The sequence below is a fragment of the Blastococcus sp. SYSU D00669 genome (assembly GCF_054050715.1).
Map to the genome: position 1 here is coordinate 57,063 of NZ_JBJGZV010000023.1, position 23,778 is coordinate 80,840.

The window sequence follows — 23,778 nt, forward strand, 5'->3', positions numbered from 1 at the left end:
TCAGCCCACCGCCCAGACGACCCCGCCGGTGCCGACGCAGTCGCCACCGAGGTAGACGGTCCCGCCGACGCGGGCCGGGGCCAGCGTCCGCACCTCGCCGTCGGCGCACAGCGGCAGCTCGGCGAGCACCTCGCCCGCGGCGGCGTCGACCACGGTCAGCACCAGCTCGCCGTCCACCTGGGCCGGCAGGTAGGCCCGCCCGTCGGTGCCGACCACGACGTCGCCGGTGTATCCGCCGGTCTCGGCGCCGGCGTCGAGCTCGACGACGTCCTGGAGGACGTCGGCGGCGACGGTGACCAGCCGCAGCCGCTGCGCGTCCTCGGTGCCCACCTCGACGGTGACCAGCACCCGCCCGTCGGGGAGGACGGCCAGCGAGCGGGCGCTGCCGTCCTCCCCGTCGGGGGTGAGGCCCACCGGCTCGCCGCGGCGGGTCAGGGCCGCGTCGAACTCGGCGGCGACGGCCGAGCCGCCGACGTCGAAGACCGCCACCAGGCCGCCGCCCGGGACGACCACCAGGCCGCGCGTCTCCACCGGCTCACCGGTCAGCAGGTCGACCGGCGCGCGGGCGGTGACGGTGCCGGTCGTGGGGTCGGCGGCGACCAGGGTCACGTCGCCGTCGCGGTCCTCGACGAGCACGTACAGGGTGGCGCCGTCGGGGGAGAGGGCGGTGTGCACCCAGCGGGCGTCGGGCCCGGGGTCGACGGTCACGGGCTCGGTGGTGCCGCCGTCCTCGTCGACGGTGACCACCCGCAGGCGCAGCGGGTCGCCCGGGTGCGGGATGCCGACCAGGACGACGGTGCCGTCGTCGGCGGTGTGCGCGGCGTGCGGCTGCCCCACCGAGGGGACCGTGCGCTCCTCCACCACGTCGATCACGTCCTCGCCGCCGCCGTCGGACAGCGGGCCGATGGCGACCAGCGCCGGGCTCCCCTCGGGCGCGTCGTCGGGCGTGACCACCGCGTGGGTGCCCGAGCCGCGGTCGGGGGTCAGCGCCGAGGGACCGTCCCCGACCGGGACGACCGCCAGCACCTCGGCGGAGCCCCCGGCGCCGACCGGGTCGGCGCCGCTCGCCGTCCCCCGGACCTCGACCGAGCAGCCTGCCAGCACGAGCAGGGCGGCGGGGAGCAGGACGGGCAGCGGGCGGCGCATCGGGCGGTCCTCGGATCGGTGGCGTGGTCGGGTCCAGCCTCCGGACGGCGCTTGCGCCGCACCTGCGCCGCGCTAGGGCCGGGCCAGCACCCAGAGGTAGGCGTCCTCGTCCTCGCACACGCCGGTCAGCCAGACCGTGCCGTCGGCGCCCGCGAGGACGTTGCCGCCCTCGTTGTCGAACGGGTCGTCGCACAGGGCCTGCGCCCCCTCCAGCACGCCCGTCGCGGCGTCGTACCGGGACAGCTGCACCTCGGCGCCGACCACCCAGAGCGTGCCGTCGGCGACCGCCAGGTCGTTGACCCCACCGCGGAGGGAGGCGAGCGGCCGGGCGTCGGCCGCACCGGGGGCGACGGTCACCAGCGCGGTCGAGTACTCGGCCCGCGTGTCCCGGGCGGTGGCGTAGACCGTGCCGTCGTCGGCCACGGCGACCCCGCCGGTGCCCGGCGCGTCCCAGGCGGACGGGAGGGCGACCGGCGGACCGAGCGGCGCCAGGTCGGCGCCCACCCGGACGAGGACGGTCGTCCCACCGCTGCTCACCGCGGCCACCACCGTCGACCCGTCCGGGCTCACCGCGATCTCGTCGGGGAGGAAGTCGCCGGTAACGCCGGGCTCGACCGGCGTGGCGGCCCGCACCGCGCCGGTAGCGGGGTCGACGGCGAGCAGCTCGGGCACCGAGCCGGGCCGCTCGTGCAGGACGTAGAGCGTGGCACCGTCGGGCGAGAACGCCGCTCGCGTCGCGGGCAGGCCCTCGGGCACGGCCGGGATGCGCCGGAACTCCTCGACCACCCGGCTCCCGGTGCCGACGACGGCGATGCCGTAGCGGAACGGCGTGTCGCCCTCCTGCGTCCAGGTGACCAGCAGCAGCCGGTCGCCCTCCTCGGCCACGGCGTCGGCCTCGAGCAGGTCGCCGCGAACCGGGTCGGTCTCCTGCCGTACCTCGCCGGTGCGCGGGTCCGCCTGCACGACGCCCAGCCCCAGCCAGCCGAGGACGACGAGCAGGTCGCCGTCGGCGGTGAGGGACAGCTGCTCGGGCCGCGGCTCCGGCGAGGGGGCGGGCAGCTCGGTGCGGGAGACGACGTCGAGCCCGACGCCCTCGGGCTCGGCGGCGGCCGCGGTCAGCAGCGAGAGGGGCACCAGCAGCAGGGCGCCCAGCAGCACGCGCAGGCCGCGCAGGAGGGGGGCGGGCATCGGTCGTCGTCCTCGGTCCGGGGATGTGGGCACCAGCCTCCGCGGCCGGCTTGCGCCCGACCTGCACCGGACTTGAGCGGCCGTCCGGTCCCGTTCCGATTCGCCCGCGGCGGGTAGGGCAGGAGGCGTGCACGGCCACGTCTTCGTCGTCGGGGCGGACCTGACCCGGCTCGCCTGCGACGACGTGCTCGTCCCCACCGACCGCCGGCTGCGGGTGGCACCCGGCTTCCGCGAGCTGCTGCCCGACGACCTGGTCACCGCGGAGGGCCGCGACGGCGCCTGCCTCGGGCTGTCCTGGTCGGGGGAGGAGCGGGTGCTCGAGGTGCCCGCCGGCGGTGCGCGCCGGGTCTGGCTGGTCGACACCGTCGACGACGGCGGGCGGGGGCTGCCCTGGCTGCTCGACGGGGCCCGCGAGGCGCTCGCCGCGGTGGCCCGGCGCGAGGTGGGCGAGCCGGTGCACGGGCGGGCGCGCCGGCTGGTCGGGCTGCCCGCGCTGGGCACCGGCTGGGGCGGTGCCGCCGGCGAGCGCGGCACGCTGCTGCGCGAGCTGCTGCCGGTGCTGCGGGAGGCGGCCCGGGAGCACGGCTTCGACGTCGCGCTGGTGCTCAAGGGGCCGAGCGACCTGGCGGCGGCCCAGCGGGTGCGCCGCGGCGAGCCCGACGGCTGGGACCTGCCCGACGGGCTGCGGTCGCTCGCCGAGCGGCTGGGCGAGGACGCCCGGCTCGGCCGGCTGGCGGTGTTCGTGGGGGCCGGGGTCAGCGCCGCGGCCGGGCTGCCCACGTGGGAGCAGCTGCTCGGCGAGCTCGCCGAGCGGTCGGGGCTGGACGAGGAGCTGCGCGCCGGCATCGGCCGGCTGCCGCCCCAGGACGCCGCCGCGCTGCTGGCGCGCGAGCTCGGCCGCGACGCGCTGGAGGCGTTCGTCAAGGAGCGGTTCGGGCCGGGCTGCTACGCGCTGGCGCACGCGCTGATCGCCGACCTGCCGGTGCAGGAGTTCGTCACCACCAACTACGACCCGCTGGTCGAGCTGGCCGCGCAGGGCATCGGCCGCACGCTCACCGTGCTGCCCTACGACGAGGCGGTGCCGGGCTCGCCGTGGCTGCTGAAGCTGCACGGCGACGCCGCCCACCCGCAGAGCGTCGTCCTGACCCGCGAGGAGTACCTGCAGCTCGGCGACGCGCGGGCGGCCCTGGCCGGCGTGCTGCACGCGCTGCTGCTCACCCGGCACGTGCTGTTCGTGGGCACCTCGATGCTCGACGACGACCTGATCCGCATCGCCCACCAGGTGCGCAGCGCGCTGGACGTCGACGGCGTCGGCAGCCGGCGGCGCAGCGGCACCGTGCTGGCGCTGCGCGAGGACCCGGCGCGGGCCCGGCTCTGGGAGCGCGACGTCGACACCGTGGCCATGTCCTCGGCCGGGACGCCGGCCGCCGAGGCGGCGCGGCGGCTCGAGGTGCTGCTCGACCTGATCTGCTGCCTGTCCACCCCGCCGACCGGCTACCTGCTCGACCCGGCCTACCGGGGGCTGCTCAGCGAGGAGGAGACGGCGCTGGCGGAGTCGCTGCGGGCGGTCGCCGAGCACCTGCCGGACGGCGGCGACCGGTCCTGGGCCGGCGAGGAGGTGGCGGCGCTGCTGCGGCGGCTGGGCGGTGGCAGCTCGGCCGCGCACGGCGACACCGCCCCGGCCGACGAGGCCACCCGGCCGCGCGACGACCGCCGGCAGGAGCAGCGCCCGGGCTGACGGCGCACGGTTGCCGCCCCGGTCCCCAGGGAAGGGCCGTGCCATGGCGTTCGACGGTGCGAAGCTGCTGACCAGGGGCTACGGCTGGCTGCCCGACCAGCGGCGGGCCCGTGCCCGGCGGACGGTGCGCACCCGGCTGGCCGGGCTGCGCGCGGTCGGCCTGGAGGGTCCGGACGCCGCCCGCTTCTTCTACGACGAGGACCACGTGCGCCGCGCGCACGCGATCCCCGAGCCGGTCCGGGCGACGCTGTTCGGCAAGGGCGCGGTGCACACCCTCGACGGCTACGAGCACCGGGTGCGCAAGGCGATGTTCGTGGCCCTGCTGATGGGCGACGGCACCGGCCCGCTCGTGCAGCGGACCACCGCCGCCTGGGACGACGCGGTGCGCGCGTGGGCGCAGCGCCGGTCGATCGTGCTGTTCGAGGAGTCGGCGAAGGTGCTCACCGGGGCGGTGTGCCGCTGGGCCGGCGTCCCGCTGGACGACGACGAGGTGCCCGCCGTGGCCCGGGACCTGCAGGCCCTGGTCGACGGCTTCGCCACCGGCGGGCCGCGGCACTGGCGCGCCCGCCGGGCGCGCGGCCGGCGCGAGCGGTGGCTGGCGCAGCTGGTCGAGGACCACCGGGCGGGGCGGGCGACGGGGGTGCCGGTCGGCTCGGCGGTCGACGTCGTCGCGCACCACCGCGACGCCGACGGGGAGCTGCTGGAGCCCCGGATCGCCGCGGTCGAGCTGCTGAACGTGATCCGGCCGACGGTGGCCGTCTCGTGGTTCGTCGCCTTCTCCGCGCACGCCCTGGTCCGTTGGCCCGGGAACCGGGAGCGGCTGGCCTCCGGCGACCCGGCGTTCGCCGAGGCGTTCGCGCACGAGGTGCGCCGGTTCTACCCGTTCGCGCCGTTCATCGGCGGCCGCGCCCCGCACGCGGTCGAGTGGGACGGCCAGCGGATCCCGGCCAACGCCGTGGTGCTGCTGGACCTGTACGGGCAGAACCACGACCCCGAGGTGTGGGGCGACCCGTACGCCTTCCGGCCCGAGCGGTTCCTCGGCCGCGACATCGGCGCCTTCGAGCTGGTGCCGCAGGGCGCCGGCGACCCGCGCTCCGGTCACCGCTGTCCCGGCGAGCAGATCACCGTGGCGCTGCTGTCGGCGCTCGCCGTGCGGCTGGCGCAGCTGCGCTTCGACGTCCCCCGGCAGGACCTGTCGATCTCGCTGCGCCGGATCCCGGCGAAGCCGGCCAGCGGCGTCGTCCTGCAGGTGCACGGCACGGACTGACCCCTTCCCTCCCGGCCGGCGGACGGGCACCCTCTCCCGCCGTGACCGACGACCGCCGGGTGCTGCTCGCCGCGCTGGGGGCGGTGCTCCTCGTCGTCGGCATCCTCGTGCTGGCCGCCGGGGAGCCCGTCGGCCTGGCGCTCGTCGTCCCGGGTGCGGTGCTGCTCGTGGTCTTCCTGCGGCGCCCCGCCCGGCGCCCGCCGTGGGGCCGTGCGCCCGGGAGGCCGCGCTCGCCCGGGACGTCGTCGTCGGTCTGCTCGTCGAGCTCCTCGGACAGCTCGCGGGCGGCGGCCGGGGCCGGGACCTGGGCCGGGGCCGAGAGCGGCGGCGGCTCCGACGACGACCGCCGCTGGAGCGGCGGCGGGGAGTTCGACCGCGACTTCTCCGGCGGCGGCAGCTTCGACACCGACCACTCCGGCGGCGGCAGCTTCGACTCCGGGGGCGGTGGCGACTCGGGAGGAGGTGGCGGCGACTCCGGTGGCGGGGGCGGCGACTGATGCGCGTGCCCCTTCCTGGCGGCGGGCCCGCGGTGGCACCGTTGCCCCGCACCGGATCGACGAGGAGGTGGCCCGTGTCCCGGACCGTCGCGCGGGGGACCGCGCTGACCGGGCTCGCCCTCGTCGGGGTCGCGCTCGTCCTGCTGTGGTCCGCGGGACGCGACGGCGACGGGACCGCCGGGGCCGTGGTCCTCGCCGCCGGCCTGGTGCTGCTCGCCGCCGGGAACGGGGAGCGGGCGGCCCGCCCGCCGGACGACCCGGCCCGGGCCCTGCCCCACCGTCCGTGGCGGTCCCGGCTCACCGGCTGGCTGTTCGTGCCCGGGCTGGTCGGCATGCTCGTCGCGATCGCGTTGCTCCCGGTGGTCGAGGGCGCGACGTTCGCGTGGCTCTTCGGCGGCGGCACCGTCGCCCTGGTGTCCAGCGGTTTCCTCCTCGGCGGGCGGCTGAGCCTCACCGAGGGAGAGGCCGCCCCGTACCACTACCGGGGGCTGTCCGACTCCTCGGGCAGCTCCTCCGGCGGGGGCGGGAGCCGCCGATCGGGCGGCGGCTCGTTCGGGGGCTCCTCGCGACGCGGCGGCGGCGGCCGGTTCTGACCTGCGCAGGCCGAGATCGCGTGATCTCGGCACCTCAGGCGCTCTGACGGGCCGAGATCACGCGATCTCGGCGAGAGGGAGGCGGGTCAAGCCGTTCCCCAGCGGGGCGCAAGCGCCGCCGGGCAGCCTCGACGGCGTCGCGAACCGTCCCGTCCGAGGAGTTGACCACCATGTCCGGCCTGTCCCGCCCCGCCGTCAAGGCCCGTCTGGCCGTCGGTGCGGCTCTCGGGATCGTCGTCGCCGTCGTCTGCGGCCACTACTGGTCGTGGGACGCGAGCGGCTTCCTGCCGCTGGCCGTCCTCGGCGGCGGCATCGGCTACCACGCCATGCTGCTCACGGTCGTCGCCCAGCTCGCCCTCGCCGCCGAGAAGGCCGCCCGGGACGACGCCGAGCCGCGCAACGTGCCGATCGGCCTCTAGGACGCCGGCGCCGGTCCGAGCCCCGCGTCGCGGGCCAGCGCCACCGCCTCGGCGCGGCTGGCCGCGTGCAGCTTGGTGAGGACGTCGGACACCCGGTTGCGCACCGTCTTCTCCGACAGGAACAGCCGCTGCGCGATCGCACCGTTGGGCAGCCCGTGCGCCACCAGGTCGAGCACCTCGCGCTCGCGGTCGGTGAGCTCGGGGAACGGCACCGCGCTCGACCGCGCCCGCGACGAGGCGAAGAAGGCCAGCACCCGGTCGGCGATCCGCGGCCCGAACACCGCCTCCGAGCGGGCGGCGGCCCGCACCGCCCGGGCGATGTCGGCGCCCTCCGACTCCTTGAGCAGGTATCCGCGGGCGCCGGCCCGCAGCGCGGCGAACACCGAGTCGTCGTCGTCGCTCATGGTCAGCACGACCACCGAGGTGCCGGGGTGGGTCGCGGCGATCCGGGCGGTCGCCGGCAGCCCCCCGGTGCCCGGCATGCGCAGGTCCATGAGGACGACGTCCGGGCGGTGCTCGTCGACGGCGGCGACCGCGGCCTCGCCGTCGGCGGCCCGGCCCACGACCTCGATGTCGGCCTCGTCGCCGAGGGCGTCGGCGACGCCGTCGCGGTAGACGGGGTGGTCGTCGACGACGACGACCCTGATGGTGCTGTTCAGCGGGGTGCCTCCAGGGGGAGCCGGGCGCGGACGGTGGTGCCCGCGCCCGGTGCGGTGACGACCTCGAGCGTGCCGCCGAGCTCGGCGGCGCGCTCGCGCATGCTGGTGGTGCCGACACCGGGGACGGCGTCGTCGGGGACGCCCCGGCCGTCGTCGGCGACCTCGACGAGCAGGTCGCCGTCCTCGGCGGCCAGGGTGACCCGGCAGGCCGCCGCCTCGGCGTGCCGGACGGCGTTGGTGACCGCCTCGGTGGCGATCCGGTAGGCGGCCACCTCGACCGCCGCGCGCAGCTCGGGCAGCTCGCCGGCGACGACGGTGACCCGGTCGGGCTCGGGCTCGCCCGGGGCGGCGCCGGCGGGAACGGGCATGCGGTAGGCCGCGACGTGCTCCCGCAGTGCGCCCACCAGGCCCAGCTCGTCGAGCGCGGGCGGCCGCAGGTCGTCGACCACCCGGCGGACGGCGGCCACGGTGCGCCGCATCTGGTCGCGCAGCCGCCCGGCCAGCCCGGCCAGCTGCTCGTCGCCGGCGAGCCTGCCGGCCAGCCGCTCCAGCTGCAGGGCCATGCCGGCCAGCTCGGGACCGACGCCGTCGTGCAGGTCGTGGCGCAGCCGGCGGCGCTCCTCCTCGCGGCCGGCGACGATCCGCTCGCGGCTGGCGGTGAGGTCGGCGACCAGCCCGGCCGCCCACACCAGGACGGCCGCGCGCCGGGCGACGTCGGCGAACGCGGCCCGCTCGGTGCGCCGCCACCGCTCGCCGGGGTAGCGGTGCGTGACCCGCAGCAGGCCGACGTCGGTGCCGAGGGCGTTGAGCGGCAGGTCGGTGACGTCGCCGTCGTCGCGACCCGACCCGTCGGCGGCCGCGGCGGGCAGCCGGGGGTCCGCGGGGACGATGGCCACGCGCGGCAGCCGCAGGGCCCGGCGGACCTCGTCGGCCAGCGACTGCAGGGCCTCGGCGGGTCCACCGGCCAGGTCCAGCGACATCCCGACCCGGTCGGCGACGGCGAGCGGGTCGCGCCGTTCGCCGTAGAGCAGCCGCTCGACGGCGCGCTGCGCCCGCTCCCAGAGCGCGGCGGCGGCCAGCGCGCTCAGCGCGACGACGGCGACCGCGATTCGCCGCTCGCCGGTGGACAGCTCCCCGGCGACGGCCACGACGGCGGCGTAGGCCAGCACGAGCAGCGTCGAGAGCACCGTGAAGACGACGGCGCGGCTGGCGACCAGGCCGACGTCGAACAGGCCGTGCCGCAGCACGGCGATCGCGATGGCGACCGGGACGGCGGCGAAGCCGGCCGCGAACAGCGCGATCTCCACAGCGCTGGGGGCGGTGAGCACGAACGTGCCGAGGACGCACACGAGCAGCGCCGACGTGCCCAGGACGAGCCACTGCAGCTGCGTCCGCTCCGTGCCGGTCGAGCGGCGCACGCGGACGACCAGGGCGGCCACGCCGAGCGGCGCCCCGAGCAGGAAGGTGCTCATGGCGCCGATGCGCAACGCGTACTCGGGCACCAGCGTCGTGGTGACCGACAGCGGGTTGGCGAGGTCCTCGGAGAAGTCCGACGACTGCCGCAGCATCGCCCCCACCGTGGCGATCGCGACCAGCGTGGCGAGCACCCGCGCGACCGGCCGCCAGCGGGCCGAGGGCAGCCGACCGGTCGGGAAGTACAGCGGGACCAGCGCGATGATCGCGTAGTAGGGGGCGAACCCCCAGGCGGTGAGCCACACGGCGAAGCCGCCGAGCGGCCCGTTCGCACCGTGCTCGAGCGCCGTGCCGACCGCGTAGTCGGCCGAGAGCAGGTACGGGCCGGTGATCGCCGTCGTCATGAGCAGCCAACCGACCCGGTTGCCGGGCTCCCGGCGCAGGACCAGGGCGGCCACCGGCGGGTAGAGCAGACCCAGGATGGCGTCGGCGGGGTCGACGGGGATGCCGTCGCCGAGCACGGCCAGCCCGATCGCCACCGCGGTGCAGACGACGCCGACCAGTGCGAGCAGCCCGGGCACCCAGCGGGGCACCCGGCTCGCGGTGGACCCCGGCTCCGGCACGCGCGACATCCTGCCTGCCGCACCGGGGCTTCCGGTGCAGAAAGCACCGGATCGTGTCGGGGACACCGCTGCCCGGGACTCCGGGACGGCGGGCCCTGGGGGCGGGGACGCCGGGCGGGGGAGCTTCTAGCCGTTCCGCACGACCCTCGAACCCCGGAAGGACACCCCGATGACCGCGTCCACCGAGCCGACCGCCGTCGCGGCCGCGCCGAGCACCGAGGTCACGCCCGGCAGCCGCTTCCGCCGGATCGGCGGTGGGCTCTCGCTCATCGCCTCCGGAACGCTCGTCTGCCTCAGCCTGGCGATGATCCCCTTCGAGAACAACACCGACGCCGAGTACCTGCAGGTCGGCGCCGAGCACACGCAGCTCACGCTGTGGGCCGCCGTCGTGCTGCACTACGGCTACCTGCTGCTCCTGCCCGCGGCGCTGACCCTCGTGCACCTGGCCCGCCGCCGCGCGACCAGGACCGCCATCGCCGCGATGCTGTTCGCCGGCCTCGGGGCGGGGTTGTCGGGCATCGTGGCCGTCGACTTCTACGACGTCGCGCTGGCCACCACGCTGCCCGCCGACCAGGCGCTGCAGGTCTACGAGGCGGCCGGTGGCTACGGGCAGGGTGCGCTGTTCAACCTGCCGGCGATCTTCGGCCTGCTGATCGGCACCAACCTGGCCGTGTTCGCCGCGTGGCGGGCCAGGGCCATCCCGGTGTTCCCGCTGGTCCTCGGCCTGGTCGGCTGGCTGGTCTTCTTCTTCTTCGCCAACGACGCGTGGCTGCCCACCCTGAGCACCGCGCTGGTCGCGATCTCGCTGGCCTGGTGCGGCGTCATCGTCCTGCGGATGCGGGACGAGGCCTGGGACCGCGCCTGACCTCGCGCCCGGGCGGAGGCCGGGAGCGCAGGAACCCTGCGCTCCGGGCCTCCGCTCACGCGTGCGCCAGGGCCGAGAGGTAGGGCGGCAGCTCGCCGGGGTGGACGACGGCCAGCGCGCGGGTCGCGCGGGTGAGCGAGACGTACAGGTCGCTGAGCCCGCGCACCCCCGCGGCCACGATGCCCGCCGGGTCGACGACGAGCACCGCGTCGAACTCCAGCCCCTTGGCCGCCTCCGGCGCCAGGACGACGGGGCCGGCGGTGAGGTCGGCGTGCGCGTCGGCCGACGTCCCGGGCAGCCGCGCCGCCACCGCCTCGGCCACCGCGTCCAGCCGGCTCGGCGGGACGAGGACGGCGAGCGTGCCGCCCTCCGCCGCCAGCCGGGCCGCCGCCGCGGCGGCCCGCGCCGGCAGCTCGGCCTCCTCGACCCGCTCGGCCGTGGGGTGCTCGCCGGTGGCGCGCACCGAGCGCGGCGGCTCGGTGCCGGCCCCGCTCGCGGTCAGCACGCCGGCGGCCACGGCCATGATCTCCGCCGGCGTCCGGTAGTTGACGGTGAGCTGCTCGATCCGCCACCCGTCGCCGAGGTGCGGCCGCAGCATGTCCTCCCACGAGGTCGCCCCCGCCGCCGAGCCGGTCTGCGCGACGTCGCCGACGACGGTCATCGAGCGGGTCGGCACCCGCCGCAGCACGGTCCGCCACGCCATGGCGGAGAGCTCCTGCGCCTCGTCGACGACGACGTGGCCGAAGGTCCAGGTGCGGTCGTCGGCGGCCCGCTCGGCGGCAGTGCGGGTGTCGACGACGGCCTGCCGCTCGGCGAGCAGCTCGGCGTCGAGCACGTCGCCGGCCGAGAGGAACTCCGCCTCCTCGTCGACGTCGACGTCGGTCGACTGCGAGCCGAGCAGGATGTCCAGGGTCTCCTGGGCCTGCCGCACCAGCACCTCCCGCTGCCGGTCGGCGCGGGCCTGCCGGGCCGGGTCGACGCCGAGCAGCTCGTCGGCCTCCTCCAGCAGCGGGACGTCGGCCGGGGTCCACGCCGCGCCCGCCGGGCGGTGCAGCAGCGCCCGCTCGGCGTCGGACCAGCCGCGGGTGGCGGCGCGGATCCGCCGCGGCGAGGCGTACAGCTCGGCGAGCAGCCGCTCGGGGGTCAGCCGCGGCCACAGCCGGTCGATCAGCTCCCGCACCGACGGCTCCGCGGCCACCTCGGCGCGCAGGTCGTCGAGGTCGTGCCGGCTGAACAGGGTGCCGCCGCCGAGCGGGTCGGCCCCGAGCTGCTCGGCGTACCGGCGGGCCAGGATGTCGACCACCTCGCGGGCGAACACCGACCGGCCCTCGTTGTGCAGGCGCCGGCCCGCGCGCCCGCGGGTGCGCGCGGCCTTGGCGTCGGCCGGCCGGAACTCCACCTTGGTCCGGTCCACGACGACGGTCTCTGTGCCGGTCGGCAGCTCCTGCCGGTCGCGGACCGCGGCCCGGACGACGTCGGCCATCGCCAGCCGGCCCTTGACCTCCGCGACCTCCGGCGGCTCCGACCCCGTCGCGGTCAGCCCGGGGCGCAGCGAGGCGAGGTCGCGCAGCAGCACGCCGGTCTCGCCGAGCGAGGGCAGCACGTCGGCGATGTAGCGGAGGAACGTCGTCGACGGGCCGACGATGAGCAGGCCGCTGCGGGCGAGCCGCTCGCGGTGGGTGTAGAGCAGGTAGGCGGCGCGGTGCAGGGCGACCGCCGTCTTGCCGGTGCCCGGCCCGCCCTGGACGACGAGCACGCCCTTGGCGTCGGCCCGGATGATCCGGTCCTGCTCGGCCTGGATGGTGCGGACGATGTCGGTCATCCGGCCGGTGCGCTGCGCGGTGAGCGCGGCCAGCAGCGCCGACTCACCGGTCAGCCCCGAGGAGGTCGCGGCCGCCGGGTCGTCGGGGTCGAGCACCTCGTCGCTCACGCCGACGACGCGGCGGCCGCGGGTGCGGATGTGCCGGCGGCGGGCGACGCCGAGGTCGTTGAGGGCGGTGGCGACGTAGAACGGCTGGGCGGCCGGCGCGCGCCAGTCGACCAGCAGCGGCTCGTCGCCGTCGTCGGACGGGAGACCGATCCGGCCGACGTAGCGCGCTCCGGTCGCCTCCTCGCGCAGGTCCAGCCGGCCGAAGACCAGGCCGCTCTCCGCCGCGTCGATCGCCGCCATCCGGGCGGTCTGGAAATTGGCCGCGGCCTCCCGCTCACCGACCGACTGCGGGGTCGTCGGCCGGGTGGCGAGCGCCTCGCGGAGCCGGCGCACCGCCAGCTCCCGGGCCTCGTCGAGCCGCTGGTAGCGCGCCGTGACCGCGTCCTGCTCGGCGGTCAGCTCCCGGTCGGCACCGGCCGGGGGGACGGCGTCGGATCGAGTCCTCGACAATTCCTGCTCTCTCCGTTAGAATCTGCGCAATTCACTGCGAATTGCGCATTTCGCGCGCCGCGCAGCAATTGACCATTGTGCGCAGGTCCCCCGCCGGTTGTCACCCGACCCGGGCGGCATGTCGCGCTGTCGTCGGCTCTCGTGGGCATCGGGCTGCTCGTCGCGCTGACCCTGCCGGGGCTGGTGCTCCTGCTGGTCGCCGTCGCCGTGCTCGAGCAGCTGGCCGCACGGGTCGGCCGCCGCGGCCCGCTGTCGCGGCGCCGCCGCTCGGCGCTGTCCGCCGGGGGCATGGACGTCTTCTCGGCCGCGCTCGTCCCCGGCCGCGCGGTCGACCTCGAGCAGCAGCGCGTCCGCGAGCTGCGCCGGGACGACGTCGAGGACGGCGCGCCGTCGGCCCGGATCGACCTCGACGGCGGCACCGCCAATCTGTGACGTACGGCATGTGAGCGATCACATCACCGTTGGCCGACGCAAACCCAAGCGCAACCTCGGGGTCACGGAGCCGTCACCTCCGCTTCCTACCGTCGTCCTCGACCGCCACCGAGGGGGACGAGATGAGCACCACGACCGAGGAGCGGCAGGCCGGCACCTGGACCTGCCCGAACTGCCGGAGCGAGACGCGGGCGCCGCGCAAGCGCTGCACGGACTGCGGCACCTCCCGCTACTAGGAGGATCCCGCTGCCCCCCACGCCTCGCACGCGCAGGCGCGGGGCCCTGCAGCGGGGCCTCGAGAGGACTGCGTCCTAGACCGCGGGGGGAGCACCCCGCAGCTTGACGACGGCGGCCCGGTAACGCCCGTGGCCGACGAGCCGCCACGCCCACCGGCGGGGAGCGGGCAGGCCGGAGAGCAGCCGGGCGCGGTCCGCGGCGCAGGCGTCCTCGAGCGCCAGGCCGAGGACGAGGGTCTGCTCGCGGGGCGTGAGGTGGGAGCGGACCGAGCGGGCGATGCCGGCCCACGCCGAGGCGCCCAGGCTCCCCTCGAGCAGCGGGTGCAGCACCTGCTCCTCGCGGGCGGTCTGCGCGTCGACCGCGTTCGCCAGGTCCAGGCAGGCCATCGCGAAGCTGTCGCGGGCCGAGCAGGTCCCGGCGACCGCCCACTGCCGGGCCGCGGTGGAGAGGTCGCGCACCGCGTGGTCGATCCGTCCGCAGCTGCTGGTCCACTCGGCGACCGCCGCGGCGAGGGCGGCGTCGTCCCCGAGCGCCCGCTGCAGAGCGGGCCAGAGCAGCTCGCGCTCCACCCGGTGGTGGTGCAGCAGCACCCGCCCGACCAGGTCGGCGTGCCCGGTCAGCGCGGCGGTGCGGGCCGGCTCGCCGGCGGGCGCCCAGGTGGCCAGCTCGGCCAGCGTGCGCAGCTCGCGGCGCACCAGCTGGTGCACCACGCGCTGGTGGGCGACGGCGCGGCAGGACGTCGGGGCGGGCGCCGGGGTCGCCGGCGGCCGGGAGGAGCGGGGGAGGACCGCGGTGGCGGTCATTGGACACCTCGTTCGCGTCGAGTTCAGGTCGTCTCCGACTCGGATCGCGCAGCAGAGTAGGGAGCCCGGTGTCCCGGCCGACAGGGATTTCCGTCCCGTTCGGGGCCGGGACGCCGGAAATCATCCGCGCGGCGCAGACGGAGGGCGACCGGGTCCGCCGCAGGGGTGAGCGCGCGTCCGCCGCAGGGCGGACGTTCCTGTGCCGTCTGGGTTGTCGGCGCCCCCGTGCGCAACCACGATGAGGCGATGGACGTCGTGACGCGCAACCGTGTGCGCGAGAGCGGCCTCCCGGGCGGCCGCCCCCTGCTGTTCGCGCACGGCTTCGGCTGCGACCAGGAGATGTGGCGGTTCGTGGCGCCGGAGTTCGAGCGGGACCACCGCGTGGTGCTGTTCGACCACGTCGGCTCGGGCGGCTCCGACCTGACGGCCTACGACTTCGGCAAGTACGCCTCGCTGCGCGGCTACGCCGACGACGTGGTCGAGATCTGCCGCGAGCTCGGGCTCGCCGACGTCGTCTTCGTCGGGCACTCGGTCAGCGCCATGATCGGCGTCCTGGCCCTCCAGCAGGCTCCCGAGCTGTTCGGGGCGATGGTGATGATCGGCCCCAACCCGCGCTACGTGGACGCCGAGGGGTACGTGGGCGGGTTCAGCCGCGAGGGGATCGCCGACCTGCTCGACGCGCTGGACAGCAACCACCTGGGCTGGTCGGCGCAGATGGCGCCGGTGATCATGGGCAACCCCGATCGCCCGGAGCTCACCGAGGAGCTGACCAACAGCTTCTGCCGGACCGACCCGGACATCGCCCGGCAGTTCGCCCGGGTCACGTTCCTCTCCGACAACCGCGACGACCTGCCCGGGGTCGCCGTCCCCACGCTGGTGCTGCAGTGCAGCGACGACGTCATCGCCTGTGACGCGGTCGGCGAGTACGTCCACCGGCGGATCCCCGGGAGCACGCTCACGCGGCTGGCGGCGACCGGCCACTGCCCGCACCTGTCGGCGCCCGGGGAGACGGTCGCCGCGATGAGGGCGTTCCTGGGGCCGTGACCGGGGTGGACGTCGGCGGCCGCGACCCGCGGCTCGAGCTCTCGCGGCTGCTCGAGGAGGACCCGGCCGACCTCTACGAGAACGCGCCGTGCGGCTACCTGTCCGCGCTGCCCGACGGCACGATCGTCAAGGTCAACCGCACCTTCTGCGCGTGGACCGGCCGGGCGGCCCGCGACGTGCTCGGCAGCCGGTTCCAGGACCTGCTGACCGTCGGCGGCCAGGTGTTCCACGAGACCCACCTGGCGCCGCTGCTGCGGCTGCAGGGCGCGGTGCGGGAGATCGCGCTCGACGTCGTCCGGGTCGACGGCTCGGCGCTGCCCTGCCTGCTCAACGCCGTCGAGGTCCGCGACGACGCCGGGGCCCCGCTGCTGGTGCGCGCGACGCTGTTCGAGGCCACGGCCCGGCGGCGGTACGAGCGGGAACTGCTGGCGGCCCAGCGGGCCGCCGAGGAGTCCGAGGCCCGCTCGCGCACCCTCCAGGCGGTCGTCTCGGACCTGGCGGCTGCCACCACGACCGCCGACGTGGCCGGCGTGATCGTCGAGCACGGCCGGCGCGCCCTGCACGCCCCCGGGGCGGCGCTGCTGCTGCTCGAGGACCCCGCGCCGGACTCGGTGGAGGAGCCGCCGCTGCGCCTGGTGCGGGCCGACGGCCTGACGGCGTCGCTGCTGGAGGAGCTCCGGGAGGCCGTGCGCGGACGGCTGGCGCTCGAGCTCGCCGGCGGGGTGCGCACGGTGCCGGTCGACGCCCGGCTGCAGGAGCTCCAGCCGGTCGTCGCCGAGGAGATGGCGGCCGCCGGGCTGACCGACCTGGTCGTCGTCCCGGTGTCGGCGCACGGCCGGCGGCTCGGTGTGCTGCTGCTGGGGCTGGGCAGCGGCGGCGACGGCCTGATCAGCCTCGAGGAGCCGGTGACCGGGGTGCACCGCCCGCTTCCCGTGCCCGACGTCGACCTGCTGCGGACCCTCGGCCGGCAGGCCGGGCAGGCGCTCGAGCGGGCGCGGCTGCACGAGCAGGCCACCCGGGCGGCCGAGCGCTCGGCGTTCCTGCTGGAGGCGGCGCGGCTGCTGGCCGGCGCGGCCGACGTCACCGACGTGGTCGACCGCCTGGCCGGGCTGGCCGTCGAGCGGCTGGCCGACCTGTGCCTGATCGACCTCGCGACCGACGCCGGCGTCACGCGGGTCGCGGCGCGGCACGGCGACCCGGGGCGCCAGCCGCTGGTCGAGGAGCTGCGCACGCGGCACGTGCCGCACCGGGGGCGGCCGCACCCGAGCACCGAGGCGATGCGCCGGCTGCGCACCCAGTGGATCCCCGAGCTCACCGACGAGGGGGTGGCCCGGATCACCGACGACGACCAGCACCTCGCCGTGGTCCGCCGGCTCCAGGTGCGCAGCCTGATCAGCGTCCCGCTCGTCGCGGAGGGGCGCGCGCTCGGTGCCCTCACCCTGGGCACGGACCGCGGCCGCCCGGGCTTCACCGCGGCCGACGTCGAGGTGGCCGAGCAGCTGGCGCTGCAGGTGGCGCTGGTCGTCGACCGGGCGCAGCGCTACGAGCTCGACGTGCGCACCTCGCACACGCTGCAGGCGAACCTCCTGCCGCCGCCCCCGCCGGCGGTCGAGGGGCTGGAGCTGGCGGTGCGCTACCTGCCCGCGACGCGGGGCGTCGACATCGGCGGCGACTTCTACGACGTCGTCGTCCTGCCCGGCCACGTGGTGGCGCTGGCGGTCGGCGACGTCGTCGGCCACGACATCACCGCGGCGGCCACCATGGGCCAGCTGCACAGCGTCTACCGGGCGCTGCTGGCCGACCGGCCGTCGCCGAGCGCGGTCATCGACCGGCTGCAGGCCAGCTGGTCGCTGCTCGGGCTGCAGCGGATGGCGACGGCGCTGTTCGGGACGCTGGACCCCGTCACCGGCCAGCTGCGGATCGCCTCGGCCGGGCACCTGGCGCCGCTGCTCATCACCGGGGGGCACGCCGAGCTGCTGCCGGTGCAGCCCGCCCGGATGCTGGGCGCGCCGCCGGCGCCGGCGCCGGCCGTGGAGTGGGCCGGCGTCCTGCCGCCGGGGGCGACCCTGGTGCTCTACACCGACGGGCTGGTGGAGAGCCGGGAGGCGGACCTCGACGACGGCCTGGCCCGGCTGCTCGAGGCGGCCGCGCGCACCGGCGACCCCGATCCGGACGAGGTCTGCGACCGGCTGCTGGCCGAGCTGACCGGCCCGTTCCGCGCCGACGACATCGCGCTGCTGGCGCTGACCCGCCTACCCGGTTGAGAAAGGGGCCGCCGGGCGAGGATCGTGGGGGCAGCACGGCTCCGGGGGAGGCGCCATGGAACGCGACGACGCGATAGCTCAGGCCCTCGACGGCGCGACGGGGGACTACGCCGTCTCCGGCGACGCCATGCGCTGGTCGCCGGACCTCGCCGAGCAGCCGGCCCGCTCGCCGCTGGGCGGCGGCCTGCCCGGCGTCGACGTCGCGGCCGGTCTCGGGTCGGTGCTCGGGCTGGACGCCGCCGGTGTGCGCCGGCTGGTCTCCGGCGCGCTGTTCTCCCTCACCGCCGCGGCCAGCGACGTCGTCAGCGAGCTGCGGCAGCTCACCCGCGGGCCGTCGGCGGACGACGACCGGGACCGCTGACCTCGCGCGGCCGCCGCCCCGGCCCTCTGGCAGGGTGCGGGCATGAGCTCGTCCTTGACGCTGGCACCGGCGCCGCGGTCGGAGGCGGCGGAGCGGGTGCGCGAGGAGGTGCGCGAGTTCCTGGCCGCCGAGCTCGCCGCCGGGTCGTTCACCACGCACGTCGACACCTGGCTGTCCGGGGTGGACCCCGCCTTCTCGAAGAAGCTCGGCGAGCGCGGCTGGCTGGGCATGACCTGGCCGAAGCGGTACGGCGGCCACGAGCGGACGGCGATGGAGCGCTACGCCGTCACCGAGGAGCTGCTGGCCGTCGGGGCGCCGGTCGCCGCGCACTGGATCGCCGACCGGCAGTCCGGGCCCAACCTGCTGCGCTACGGCACCGAGGCGCAGCGGGAGCAGCTGCTGCCGCGGATCGCGGCGGGGGAGTGCTTCTTCGTCATCGGGATGTCCGAGCCGGACTCGGGCTCGGACCTCGCGTCGATCCGCACCCGCGCCACCCGCAACGGCGACGGCGACTGGGTGGTCACCGGCGCCAAGGTGTGGACGTCGAACGCCCACCACTCGCACTACGCGATCGTGCTGGTGCGCTCCTCGCCGGCCGACCCGGCGAACCGGCACGCGGGCCTCTCGCAACTGCTGGTCGACCTGACGCTGCCCGGGATCACGGTCAACCCGATCCGGATCCTCGACGGCGGCCACCACTTCAACGAGGTGGTGTTCGACGACGTCGTCGTCCCCGCCGACATGCTGCTCGGCGAGGAGGGCAACGGCTGGCACCAGGTGACCGCCGAGCTGGCGTTCGAGCGGTCGGGCCCGGAGCGGTTCCTGTCGACCTACCCGCTGATCGCCGAGTTCGCCCGCCGGGTCGCCGGCTCGGGCGACCCGGCCGGGGTGGCGACGCTGGGCCGGCTGTCGGCGCGGCTGCTGGCGCTGCGCCAGATGTCGCTGCGGATCGCCGCGGCGCTCGACCGCGGGGAGCTGCCGAACATCCCCGCGGCACTGGTCAAGGACGTCGGGACGACGTTCGAGGCCGACGTGATCGACGAGGTGCGCCGGGTGGTGGAGGTGACGCCGTCGCTGGGCTCGCCGGACCCGATGGCGCGGGCGCTGGCCGAGGCGCAGCTGCACGCGCCGGGCTACACGCTGCGCGGCGGGACGAACGAGATCCTCAAGGGGATCGTGGCGCGAGGACTGGGGCTCCGGTGAGCGATCAGGACCTGGTGGTCGAGACCGTCCGCGACATCCTCGCCGGGCACGAGCCGTTCGTGCTCACCCCTGACCGGCCGTGGGACGAGGGGCTGTGGGCCGCGCTCACCGACGCCGGCCTGACCGGCGTCGGCATCCCCGAGGAGGCCGGGGGCTCGGGCGGCGAGCTGGCCGACGCCGTGGCCGTCGTCGCCACCCTGGCCGCCGGCGCGGCCGCGGTGCCGGCGGCCGAGCAGCTGCTCGTCGCCGGCCCGGCGCTGGTGGCCGCGTCGGTCGAGCACACCGACCTCGACCGGCCGCTGACCTTCGCCGTCGCCGACGCGGTGACGACGACGGCCTCCGACGACGGCGACGGCCCGGGGCGGTTCCTCCTGACCGGGACGGCGACCGACGTGCCGTGGGCCGGCGTGGCCGGACGGACCGCCCTGCTGGCGCGGCCCCCGGCCGGCCTCGACGGCGCACTGCTCGCCCTAGTCGACGCGACGGGGCTCGAGGCGACGGCCGCGGCCAACCTGGCGGGGGAGCCGCGCGGGTCGCTCGTGCTCGACGGCGTGCCCGCCACCGGCGCCGTCCTCACCCCGGCCCAGGCCGAGGGGCTGCGGGCCCGGTTCGCCCTGGCGCGGGCGGTGCAGCTCTCCGCCGCGCTGCAGCAGGTGCTGGCCTGGACGGTGCGGTACGCCGGGGAGCGGCACCAGTTCGGCCGGCCGCTGGGCAGGTTCCAGGCGATCCAGGTGGAGCTCGCCGAGATGGCCGGCGAGGTCACCGCGGTCGCCGCGCTGGTCGACGCGGCGGTCCAGGCGCTCGGCCGGGGCGAGGACGTGCTGCTGCCGGCCGCGGCGGCCAAGGTGCGCGCGGGCGCCGCGGTGGAGGTGGTGGCCCGGCTGGCCCACCAGGTGCACGGCGCGATCGGCTTCACCCAGGAGCACAAGCTGCACCACCTGACCCGGCGGCTGTGGTCGTGGCGCGACGAGGCCGGCGGCGAGCTGCACTGGTCGCGGGTGCTCGGCGGTGGGCTGCTGGCCGGCGGCGCCGAGGGGCTCTGGCCGGCGCTGACCAGGGTGGTCTGAGGATGCTGGTGCTCTGCCCACCACGGTGGGCAGAGCACCAGCACGCCGGGCTACACGAGTTCGGGCACCCTCAGGTGGGCCAGCACCAGCTCGAACTCCGCCACCTCGGTGATCTCACCGCCGGTGGCGCGCGTGAACTCCTCCCGCAGGCCACGGCCGGCGTCGGCGGCGCGCATCATCGCGTCCCGGCTCTCGTAGGTGGCCGCGGTCGCGGACCGGCCGGTCATGCGGTCGACCATGACGCTGACGCTGCAGAAGCCGGGCAGCTCCTCCATCCGCGGGATCATCATGCGGAACGTCTCCATGGTGCTCTGCATGTCCGCCGGGTCGCCGCGGCCCCAGATCACGCGCGAGCACGCGCCCTCGCCGGCCTCGTGCAGCCGGTGCATGAGCGCGATCTCCCACTCGTTGACCTCGGGGTTGGGGTCCCCGAGCATCTCCACCGCCCTGGCCCGGCTGGCCTTGACCGCCTCGGCGCTGGCCCGCATCGCCTCCTCGGTCTCCCACGCCGTCGTGGCGATGCAACGGCCGGTGTCGCGGTCGCAGAGCATCGACAGGCCGACGCAGCCGTCCAGGCCCATCACCATGGGCATCACTTCGTCGCGTACGTAGGCGATCCCCTCGTCGAGGCGTGACGGGTCGCCTCGCACGGTGGTGGAACGGGCGTACATGCCACCACTCCTTCCGCAGCGTCGGCGACGCCCGGGCGGCGTCGCCGCACGGGTCACTGTCCTCGCCCTGCCGGGCGGGGGGCAACGGTCCGCTACACCAGCTCGGGCAGGCGCAGGTGGGCCAGGACGAGCTCGAACTCCGCGACGTCGTCGATGTCGAAGCCGTGGCTGGCGGCGAACCGGTCGCGCAGCGCCAGTCCCCGCTCGGCCGAGGCGTCCATCGCTGTCCGGCTCGCGTAGCTCACCGTCGCCACCGCCCGGCCGGAGGCGCGGTCGACGAAGACGCTCACCCCGCAGAACCCCTCCATCTGCTCCAGCTGGGGCGGGATCGTCGTCCGCCACGCCTCGAGGATCCGCTCGAGGGCGCCGGTCTGGGCCCGGCACCAGATCACCCGTGCGCAGGCGCCCTCGCCGGTCTCGCGCACCCGGTGCATGGCGGCGATCTCCCACTCCTCGGTGACCGGGGCGGGGTCACCGACGAGCTCGGCGGCGCGTCGGCGCAGGTCGGCGACGTCCTGCTCGGTGGCGTGCAGCGCGGTCTCGTCGGCCCAGGCGGAGGTGACGACGCAGCGCCCCGCCTCCCGGTCGCAGAGCATCGAGACGCCGACGCAGCCGCTCATCCCCGACAGCGCCGGCAGTACCTCCGTGCGGACGAAGGCGATCGCGTCGTCCACGGTCTGCGGATCGCCCTGGAGCGTGGTGGAACGGGCGTACATGCCGCGGCTCCTCTCCCGAAGCGGCGACGCCCCTGCGGCACCGCCGCGGGAGTCACTGTCCTCGGAGGGGACGGCGGCGGGCAACATGCTCCCCATGGCCGGAGCGACCCACACCCACCGCCTCGACCTCGACGACGCGACCGTCCGCGAGTGGGACGCCACCGTGCTCGCCGTCGACCCCGAGCAGGGGATCGTGCTCGACCGGTCGGCCTTCTACCCCGGCGGCGGGGGCCAGCCGCCGGACGAGGGCGTGCTGCTGTGGGGCGGCGTGCGCACCCGGATCGCCGGCACCCGCAAGGGCGACGAGCTCTACCTGGTGCCGGTCGAGGGTGACCCGGTGCCGCCGCCGGGCACGGCGGTCCGCGGCGCGCTCGACGACGAGCGGCGGACCGCGCTGATGCGCACGCACTCGGGCCTGCACGTGCTCACGGGCGTCGTCTTCCGCGACTTCGGTGCGCTGGTGACCGGCGGGAACATGGAGCCGCTGACCGCGCGCATGGACTTCGACCTCGCCGAGGTGCCGGCCGACTTCAAGGACCGGGTCGCCGAGGCGGTCAACGCCGAGATCACCGCCGACCGGCCGATCGAGGTGAAGACGCTGCCGCGCGAGGAGGCGTTCGCGATCCCCGACATCATCCGGACGGCGACCAACCTGCTGCCCCCGGACATCGAGGTGGTGCGGATCGTCGACATCGTCGGGCTCGACACCCAGGCCGACGGTGGCACGCACGTGGCGTCGACGGCGATGGTCGGCCGGGTCGAGGTCGTGAAGATGGAGAACAAGGGCCGCGGCTTCCGCCGCCTCCGCGTCCGCATCGTGTGACGCCCGCGGATCGAGAAACGTGCGCTTCGCGACCCGGGGGGACGACGAGGGCTCCAGCGGGTCCGGGGCGGACGGGGGCGTGTCGTCGTCCTCGCCCGCCGAGGACCAGGTCGTGCTGGCCCTCGACGACTTCGCCGCGCTGCACGCGCTCACCCTGGGTGTCGAGGCGTGGGCCGACGTCTACGACGAGCGCCGCTACCGGTCCCTGGTCCGCACCGGCGAGGCGGACGGTCACGGGCCCGGCTACCCGCAGCGCACGTTCGACGACCACGCCGCCGCGCTCGCCTGGGTGCGGACGGTGCTGGACGGCTGAGGCTCAGCGGTGGGCGATGCCGCCGGGGCCGTGGTCGGCGGGGACGGTCTCCTCCTCGGGTGGCGGCCCGGGCGGGGTCCCGTCGCCGAACGGCCGGCCGCCGAGCTCCTCGCGCCCGTGCGGGGTGAGCCAGTTGGCCGTGTCCGGGCCCTTCGGGATCACCTGCGTCGGGTTGATGTCGGCGTGGACGACGTAGTAGTGCTCCTTGATCTGCGGGAAGTCGATCGTGTCGCCGAATCCGGGGGTCTGGAACAGGTCGCGGGCGTAGGCCCACAGCGCCGGGAACTCGGTCAGCTTCTGCCGGTTGCACTTGAAGTGGCCGTGGTAGACGGCGTCGAAGCGAGCCAGCGTGGTGAACAGCCGGACGTCGGCCTCGGTGATCGAGCCGCCCATCAGGAACCGCTGCCCGGCCAGCCGCTCCTCCAGCCAGTCCAGGGCGGTGAACAGACGGTCGTAGGCCTTGTCGTAGGCCCGCTGCGAACCGGCGAAGCCGCAGCGGTACACGCCGTTGTTGAGCTCGGTGTAGATCCGCTGCATCACCTCGTCCATCTCGTCGCGCAGCGGCTCCGGGTAGAGCTCGGGCGCGCCCTCGCGGTGGAACGCCGTCCACTCGGTGGACAGGTCGAGGGTGATCTGCGCGAAGTCGTTGGTGACGACGGCCTTGGTGGGGACGTCGACCAGGGCCGGCACGGTGATGCCGCGGTCGTAGTGCGGGTCGCGGGCGAGGAACGCCTCCTGCAGCCGCTCGTAGCCGAGCACGGGGTCGCGCCCGCCGGGGTCGAGGTCGAAGGTCCAGCTGCGCTCGTCGTGGGTGGGGCCGCACATGCCCATCGAGAGGACCTTCTCCAGGCCCAGCAGCCGGCGGACGATCACCGCCCGGTTCGCCCACGGGCAGGCCCGCGCGACGACGAGCCGGTAGCGGCCGGCCTCGACCGGCCACCCGCTCGAGCCGTCGGCCGTGATCCGGTCGGTCAGGTAGTTGGAGTCCCGCTTGTACTCCCCGCCGCCGCTGACGTAGCCCGAACCGGTGTTGTCGTCGCTCACGCGCACACCCTT

At 76.2% G+C, this 23,778-nt stretch carries 23 protein-coding genes; 14 read left to right on the top strand and 9 right to left on the bottom strand.

Translation table 11 applies throughout. The features are described 5' to 3' along the window. Together ACI8AF_RS16900 and ACI8AF_RS16905 are read right to left on the bottom strand one after the other, a co-directional pair. Entirely contained in the window at positions 1-1,146 is a 1,146-nt protein-coding gene (locus ACI8AF_RS16900) for a hypothetical protein (protein ID WP_456540898.1), read from the bottom strand. Between the two features lie 72 nt (positions 1,147-1,218). Beyond that, on the bottom strand, positions 1,219-2,334 hold the full coding sequence (locus tag ACI8AF_RS16905) for a hypothetical protein (protein ID WP_456540899.1): 1,116 nt from the start codon (positions 2,332-2,334) through the stop codon (positions 1,219-1,221). Positions 2,335-2,461: 127 nt separating this feature from the next. On the opposite strand from ACI8AF_RS16905, the gene ACI8AF_RS16910 reads away from it, so the two are divergent. From ACI8AF_RS16910 to ACI8AF_RS16930, 5 genes are all read left to right on the top strand, one after another. After that, positions 2,462-4,072, top strand: coding sequence for an SIR2 family NAD-dependent protein deacylase (locus tag ACI8AF_RS16910; protein ID WP_456540900.1), 1,611 nt, complete (start codon positions 2,462-2,464; stop codon positions 4,070-4,072). Between the two features lie 43 nt (positions 4,073-4,115). Next, complete coding sequence (locus ACI8AF_RS16915; protein WP_456540901.1) at positions 4,116-5,339, top strand: cytochrome P450; 1,224 nt, start codon at positions 4,116-4,118, stop codon at positions 5,337-5,339. A 41-nt stretch (positions 5,340-5,380) separates the two neighbouring features. After that, complete coding sequence (locus ACI8AF_RS16920; protein WP_456540902.1) at positions 5,381-5,836, top strand: hypothetical protein; 456 nt, start codon at positions 5,381-5,383, stop codon at positions 5,834-5,836. Positions 5,837-5,910: 74 nt separating this feature from the next. Further along, positions 5,911-6,429 carry a hypothetical protein gene (locus ACI8AF_RS16925; RefSeq protein WP_456540903.1) on the top strand — a complete coding sequence of 173 codons (519 nt, stop codon included), beginning with the start codon at positions 5,911-5,913 and terminating at the stop codon, positions 6,427-6,429. 170 nt (positions 6,430-6,599) lie between these two features. Beyond that, positions 6,600-6,848 carry a hypothetical protein gene (locus ACI8AF_RS16930; protein WP_456540904.1) on the top strand — a complete coding sequence of 83 codons (249 nt, stop codon included), beginning with the start codon at positions 6,600-6,602 and terminating at the stop codon, positions 6,846-6,848. On the opposite strand, the gene ACI8AF_RS16935 is transcribed toward ACI8AF_RS16930, so the two are convergent. Next, positions 6,845-7,507 (bottom strand): response regulator, encoded by a 663-nt coding sequence (locus ACI8AF_RS16935; protein WP_456540935.1) that lies wholly within the window; start codon positions 7,505-7,507, stop codon positions 6,845-6,847. The genes ACI8AF_RS16930 and ACI8AF_RS16935 overlap by 4 nt on opposite strands. After that, positions 7,504-9,543 (bottom strand): sensor histidine kinase, encoded by a 2,040-nt coding sequence (locus ACI8AF_RS16940; RefSeq protein WP_456540905.1) that lies wholly within the window; start codon positions 9,541-9,543, stop codon positions 7,504-7,506. The genes ACI8AF_RS16935 and ACI8AF_RS16940 overlap by 4 nt, the downstream gene beginning before the upstream one ends. A 169-nt stretch (positions 9,544-9,712) precedes the next feature. Here ACI8AF_RS16940 and ACI8AF_RS16945 point away from each other — a divergent pair, with 169 nt between their 5' ends. Continuing rightward, on the top strand, positions 9,713-10,408 hold the full coding sequence (locus ACI8AF_RS16945; protein WP_456540906.1) for a hypothetical protein: 696 nt from the start codon (positions 9,713-9,715) through the stop codon (positions 10,406-10,408). Between the two features lie 55 nt (positions 10,409-10,463). Here ACI8AF_RS16945 and ACI8AF_RS16950 read toward each other — a convergent pair whose 3' ends face one another. Beyond that, positions 10,464-12,788, bottom strand: coding sequence for a HelD family protein (locus ACI8AF_RS16950; RefSeq protein WP_456540907.1), 2,325 nt, complete (start codon positions 12,786-12,788; stop codon positions 10,464-10,466). Between the two features lie 141 nt (positions 12,789-12,929). Here ACI8AF_RS16950 and ACI8AF_RS16955 point away from each other — a divergent pair, with 141 nt between their 5' ends. After that, on the top strand, positions 12,930-13,220 hold the full coding sequence (locus tag ACI8AF_RS16955) for a DUF6191 domain-containing protein (protein ID WP_456540908.1): 291 nt from the start codon (positions 12,930-12,932) through the stop codon (positions 13,218-13,220). A 311-nt stretch (positions 13,221-13,531) separates the two neighbouring features. Here ACI8AF_RS16955 and ACI8AF_RS16960 read toward each other — a convergent pair whose 3' ends face one another. After that, positions 13,532-14,260 (bottom strand): hemerythrin domain-containing protein, encoded by a 729-nt coding sequence (locus ACI8AF_RS16960; RefSeq protein ID WP_456540909.1) that lies wholly within the window; start codon positions 14,258-14,260, stop codon positions 13,532-13,534. A 246-nt stretch (positions 14,261-14,506) separates the two neighbouring features. Between ACI8AF_RS16960 and ACI8AF_RS16965 the strand changes: the two genes are divergently transcribed. From ACI8AF_RS16965 to ACI8AF_RS16985, 5 genes are read left to right on the top strand one after another with little or no spacing between them, the layout of a single operon-like run. Continuing rightward, a complete protein-coding gene (locus ACI8AF_RS16965) occupies positions 14,507-15,304 on the top strand; it encodes an alpha/beta fold hydrolase (protein ID WP_456540910.1) in 798 nt (265 codons plus the stop codon). Continuing rightward, complete coding sequence (locus ACI8AF_RS16970) at positions 15,301-17,568, top strand: SpoIIE family protein phosphatase (RefSeq protein ID WP_456540911.1); 2,268 nt, start codon at positions 15,301-15,303, stop codon at positions 17,566-17,568. Before ACI8AF_RS16965 ends, ACI8AF_RS16970 begins: the two co-directional genes overlap by 4 nt. Before the next feature lie 55 nt (positions 17,569-17,623). Further along, positions 17,624-17,929 carry a hypothetical protein gene (locus tag ACI8AF_RS16975; protein ID WP_456540912.1) on the top strand — a complete coding sequence of 102 codons (306 nt, stop codon included), beginning with the start codon at positions 17,624-17,626 and terminating at the stop codon, positions 17,927-17,929. A 42-nt stretch (positions 17,930-17,971) separates the two neighbouring features. Continuing rightward, positions 17,972-19,132, top strand: a complete 1,161-nt coding sequence (locus ACI8AF_RS16980) for an acyl-CoA dehydrogenase family protein (protein WP_456540913.1) — start codon at positions 17,972-17,974, stop codon at positions 19,130-19,132. Further along, positions 19,129-20,199 (top strand): acyl-CoA dehydrogenase family protein, encoded by a 1,071-nt coding sequence (locus ACI8AF_RS16985; protein WP_456540914.1) that lies wholly within the window; start codon positions 19,129-19,131, stop codon positions 20,197-20,199. Before ACI8AF_RS16980 ends, ACI8AF_RS16985 begins: the two co-directional genes overlap by 4 nt. Before the next feature lie 50 nt (positions 20,200-20,249). Here the strand turns inward: ACI8AF_RS16985 and ACI8AF_RS16990 are convergent, their stop codons facing one another. Then, positions 20,250-20,870 (bottom strand): hypothetical protein, encoded by a 621-nt coding sequence (locus tag ACI8AF_RS16990; protein ID WP_456540915.1) that lies wholly within the window; start codon positions 20,868-20,870, stop codon positions 20,250-20,252. A gap of 92 nt (positions 20,871-20,962) precedes the next feature. After that, a complete protein-coding gene (locus ACI8AF_RS16995) occupies positions 20,963-21,586 on the bottom strand; it encodes a hypothetical protein (protein WP_456540916.1) in 624 nt (207 codons plus the stop codon). Between the two features lie 94 nt (positions 21,587-21,680). Here ACI8AF_RS16995 and ACI8AF_RS17000 point away from each other — a divergent pair, with 94 nt between their 5' ends. Then, the gene (locus ACI8AF_RS17000) at positions 21,681-22,409 is read left to right on the top strand and encodes an alanyl-tRNA editing protein (protein WP_456540917.1); all 729 of its coding nucleotides are present in this window, start codon (positions 21,681-21,683) and stop codon (positions 22,407-22,409) included. 19 nt (positions 22,410-22,428) lie between these two features. Then, positions 22,429-22,722 carry a hypothetical protein gene (locus ACI8AF_RS17005; protein ID WP_456540918.1) on the top strand — a complete coding sequence of 98 codons (294 nt, stop codon included), beginning with the start codon at positions 22,429-22,431 and terminating at the stop codon, positions 22,720-22,722. Positions 22,723-22,725: 3 nt separating this feature from the next. On the opposite strand, the gene ACI8AF_RS17010 is transcribed toward ACI8AF_RS17005, so the two are convergent. Further along, positions 22,726-23,766, bottom strand: coding sequence for a glutathione S-transferase family protein (locus ACI8AF_RS17010; RefSeq protein WP_456540919.1), 1,041 nt, complete (start codon positions 23,764-23,766; stop codon positions 22,726-22,728). Positions 23,767-23,778: the final 12 nt, after the last annotated feature.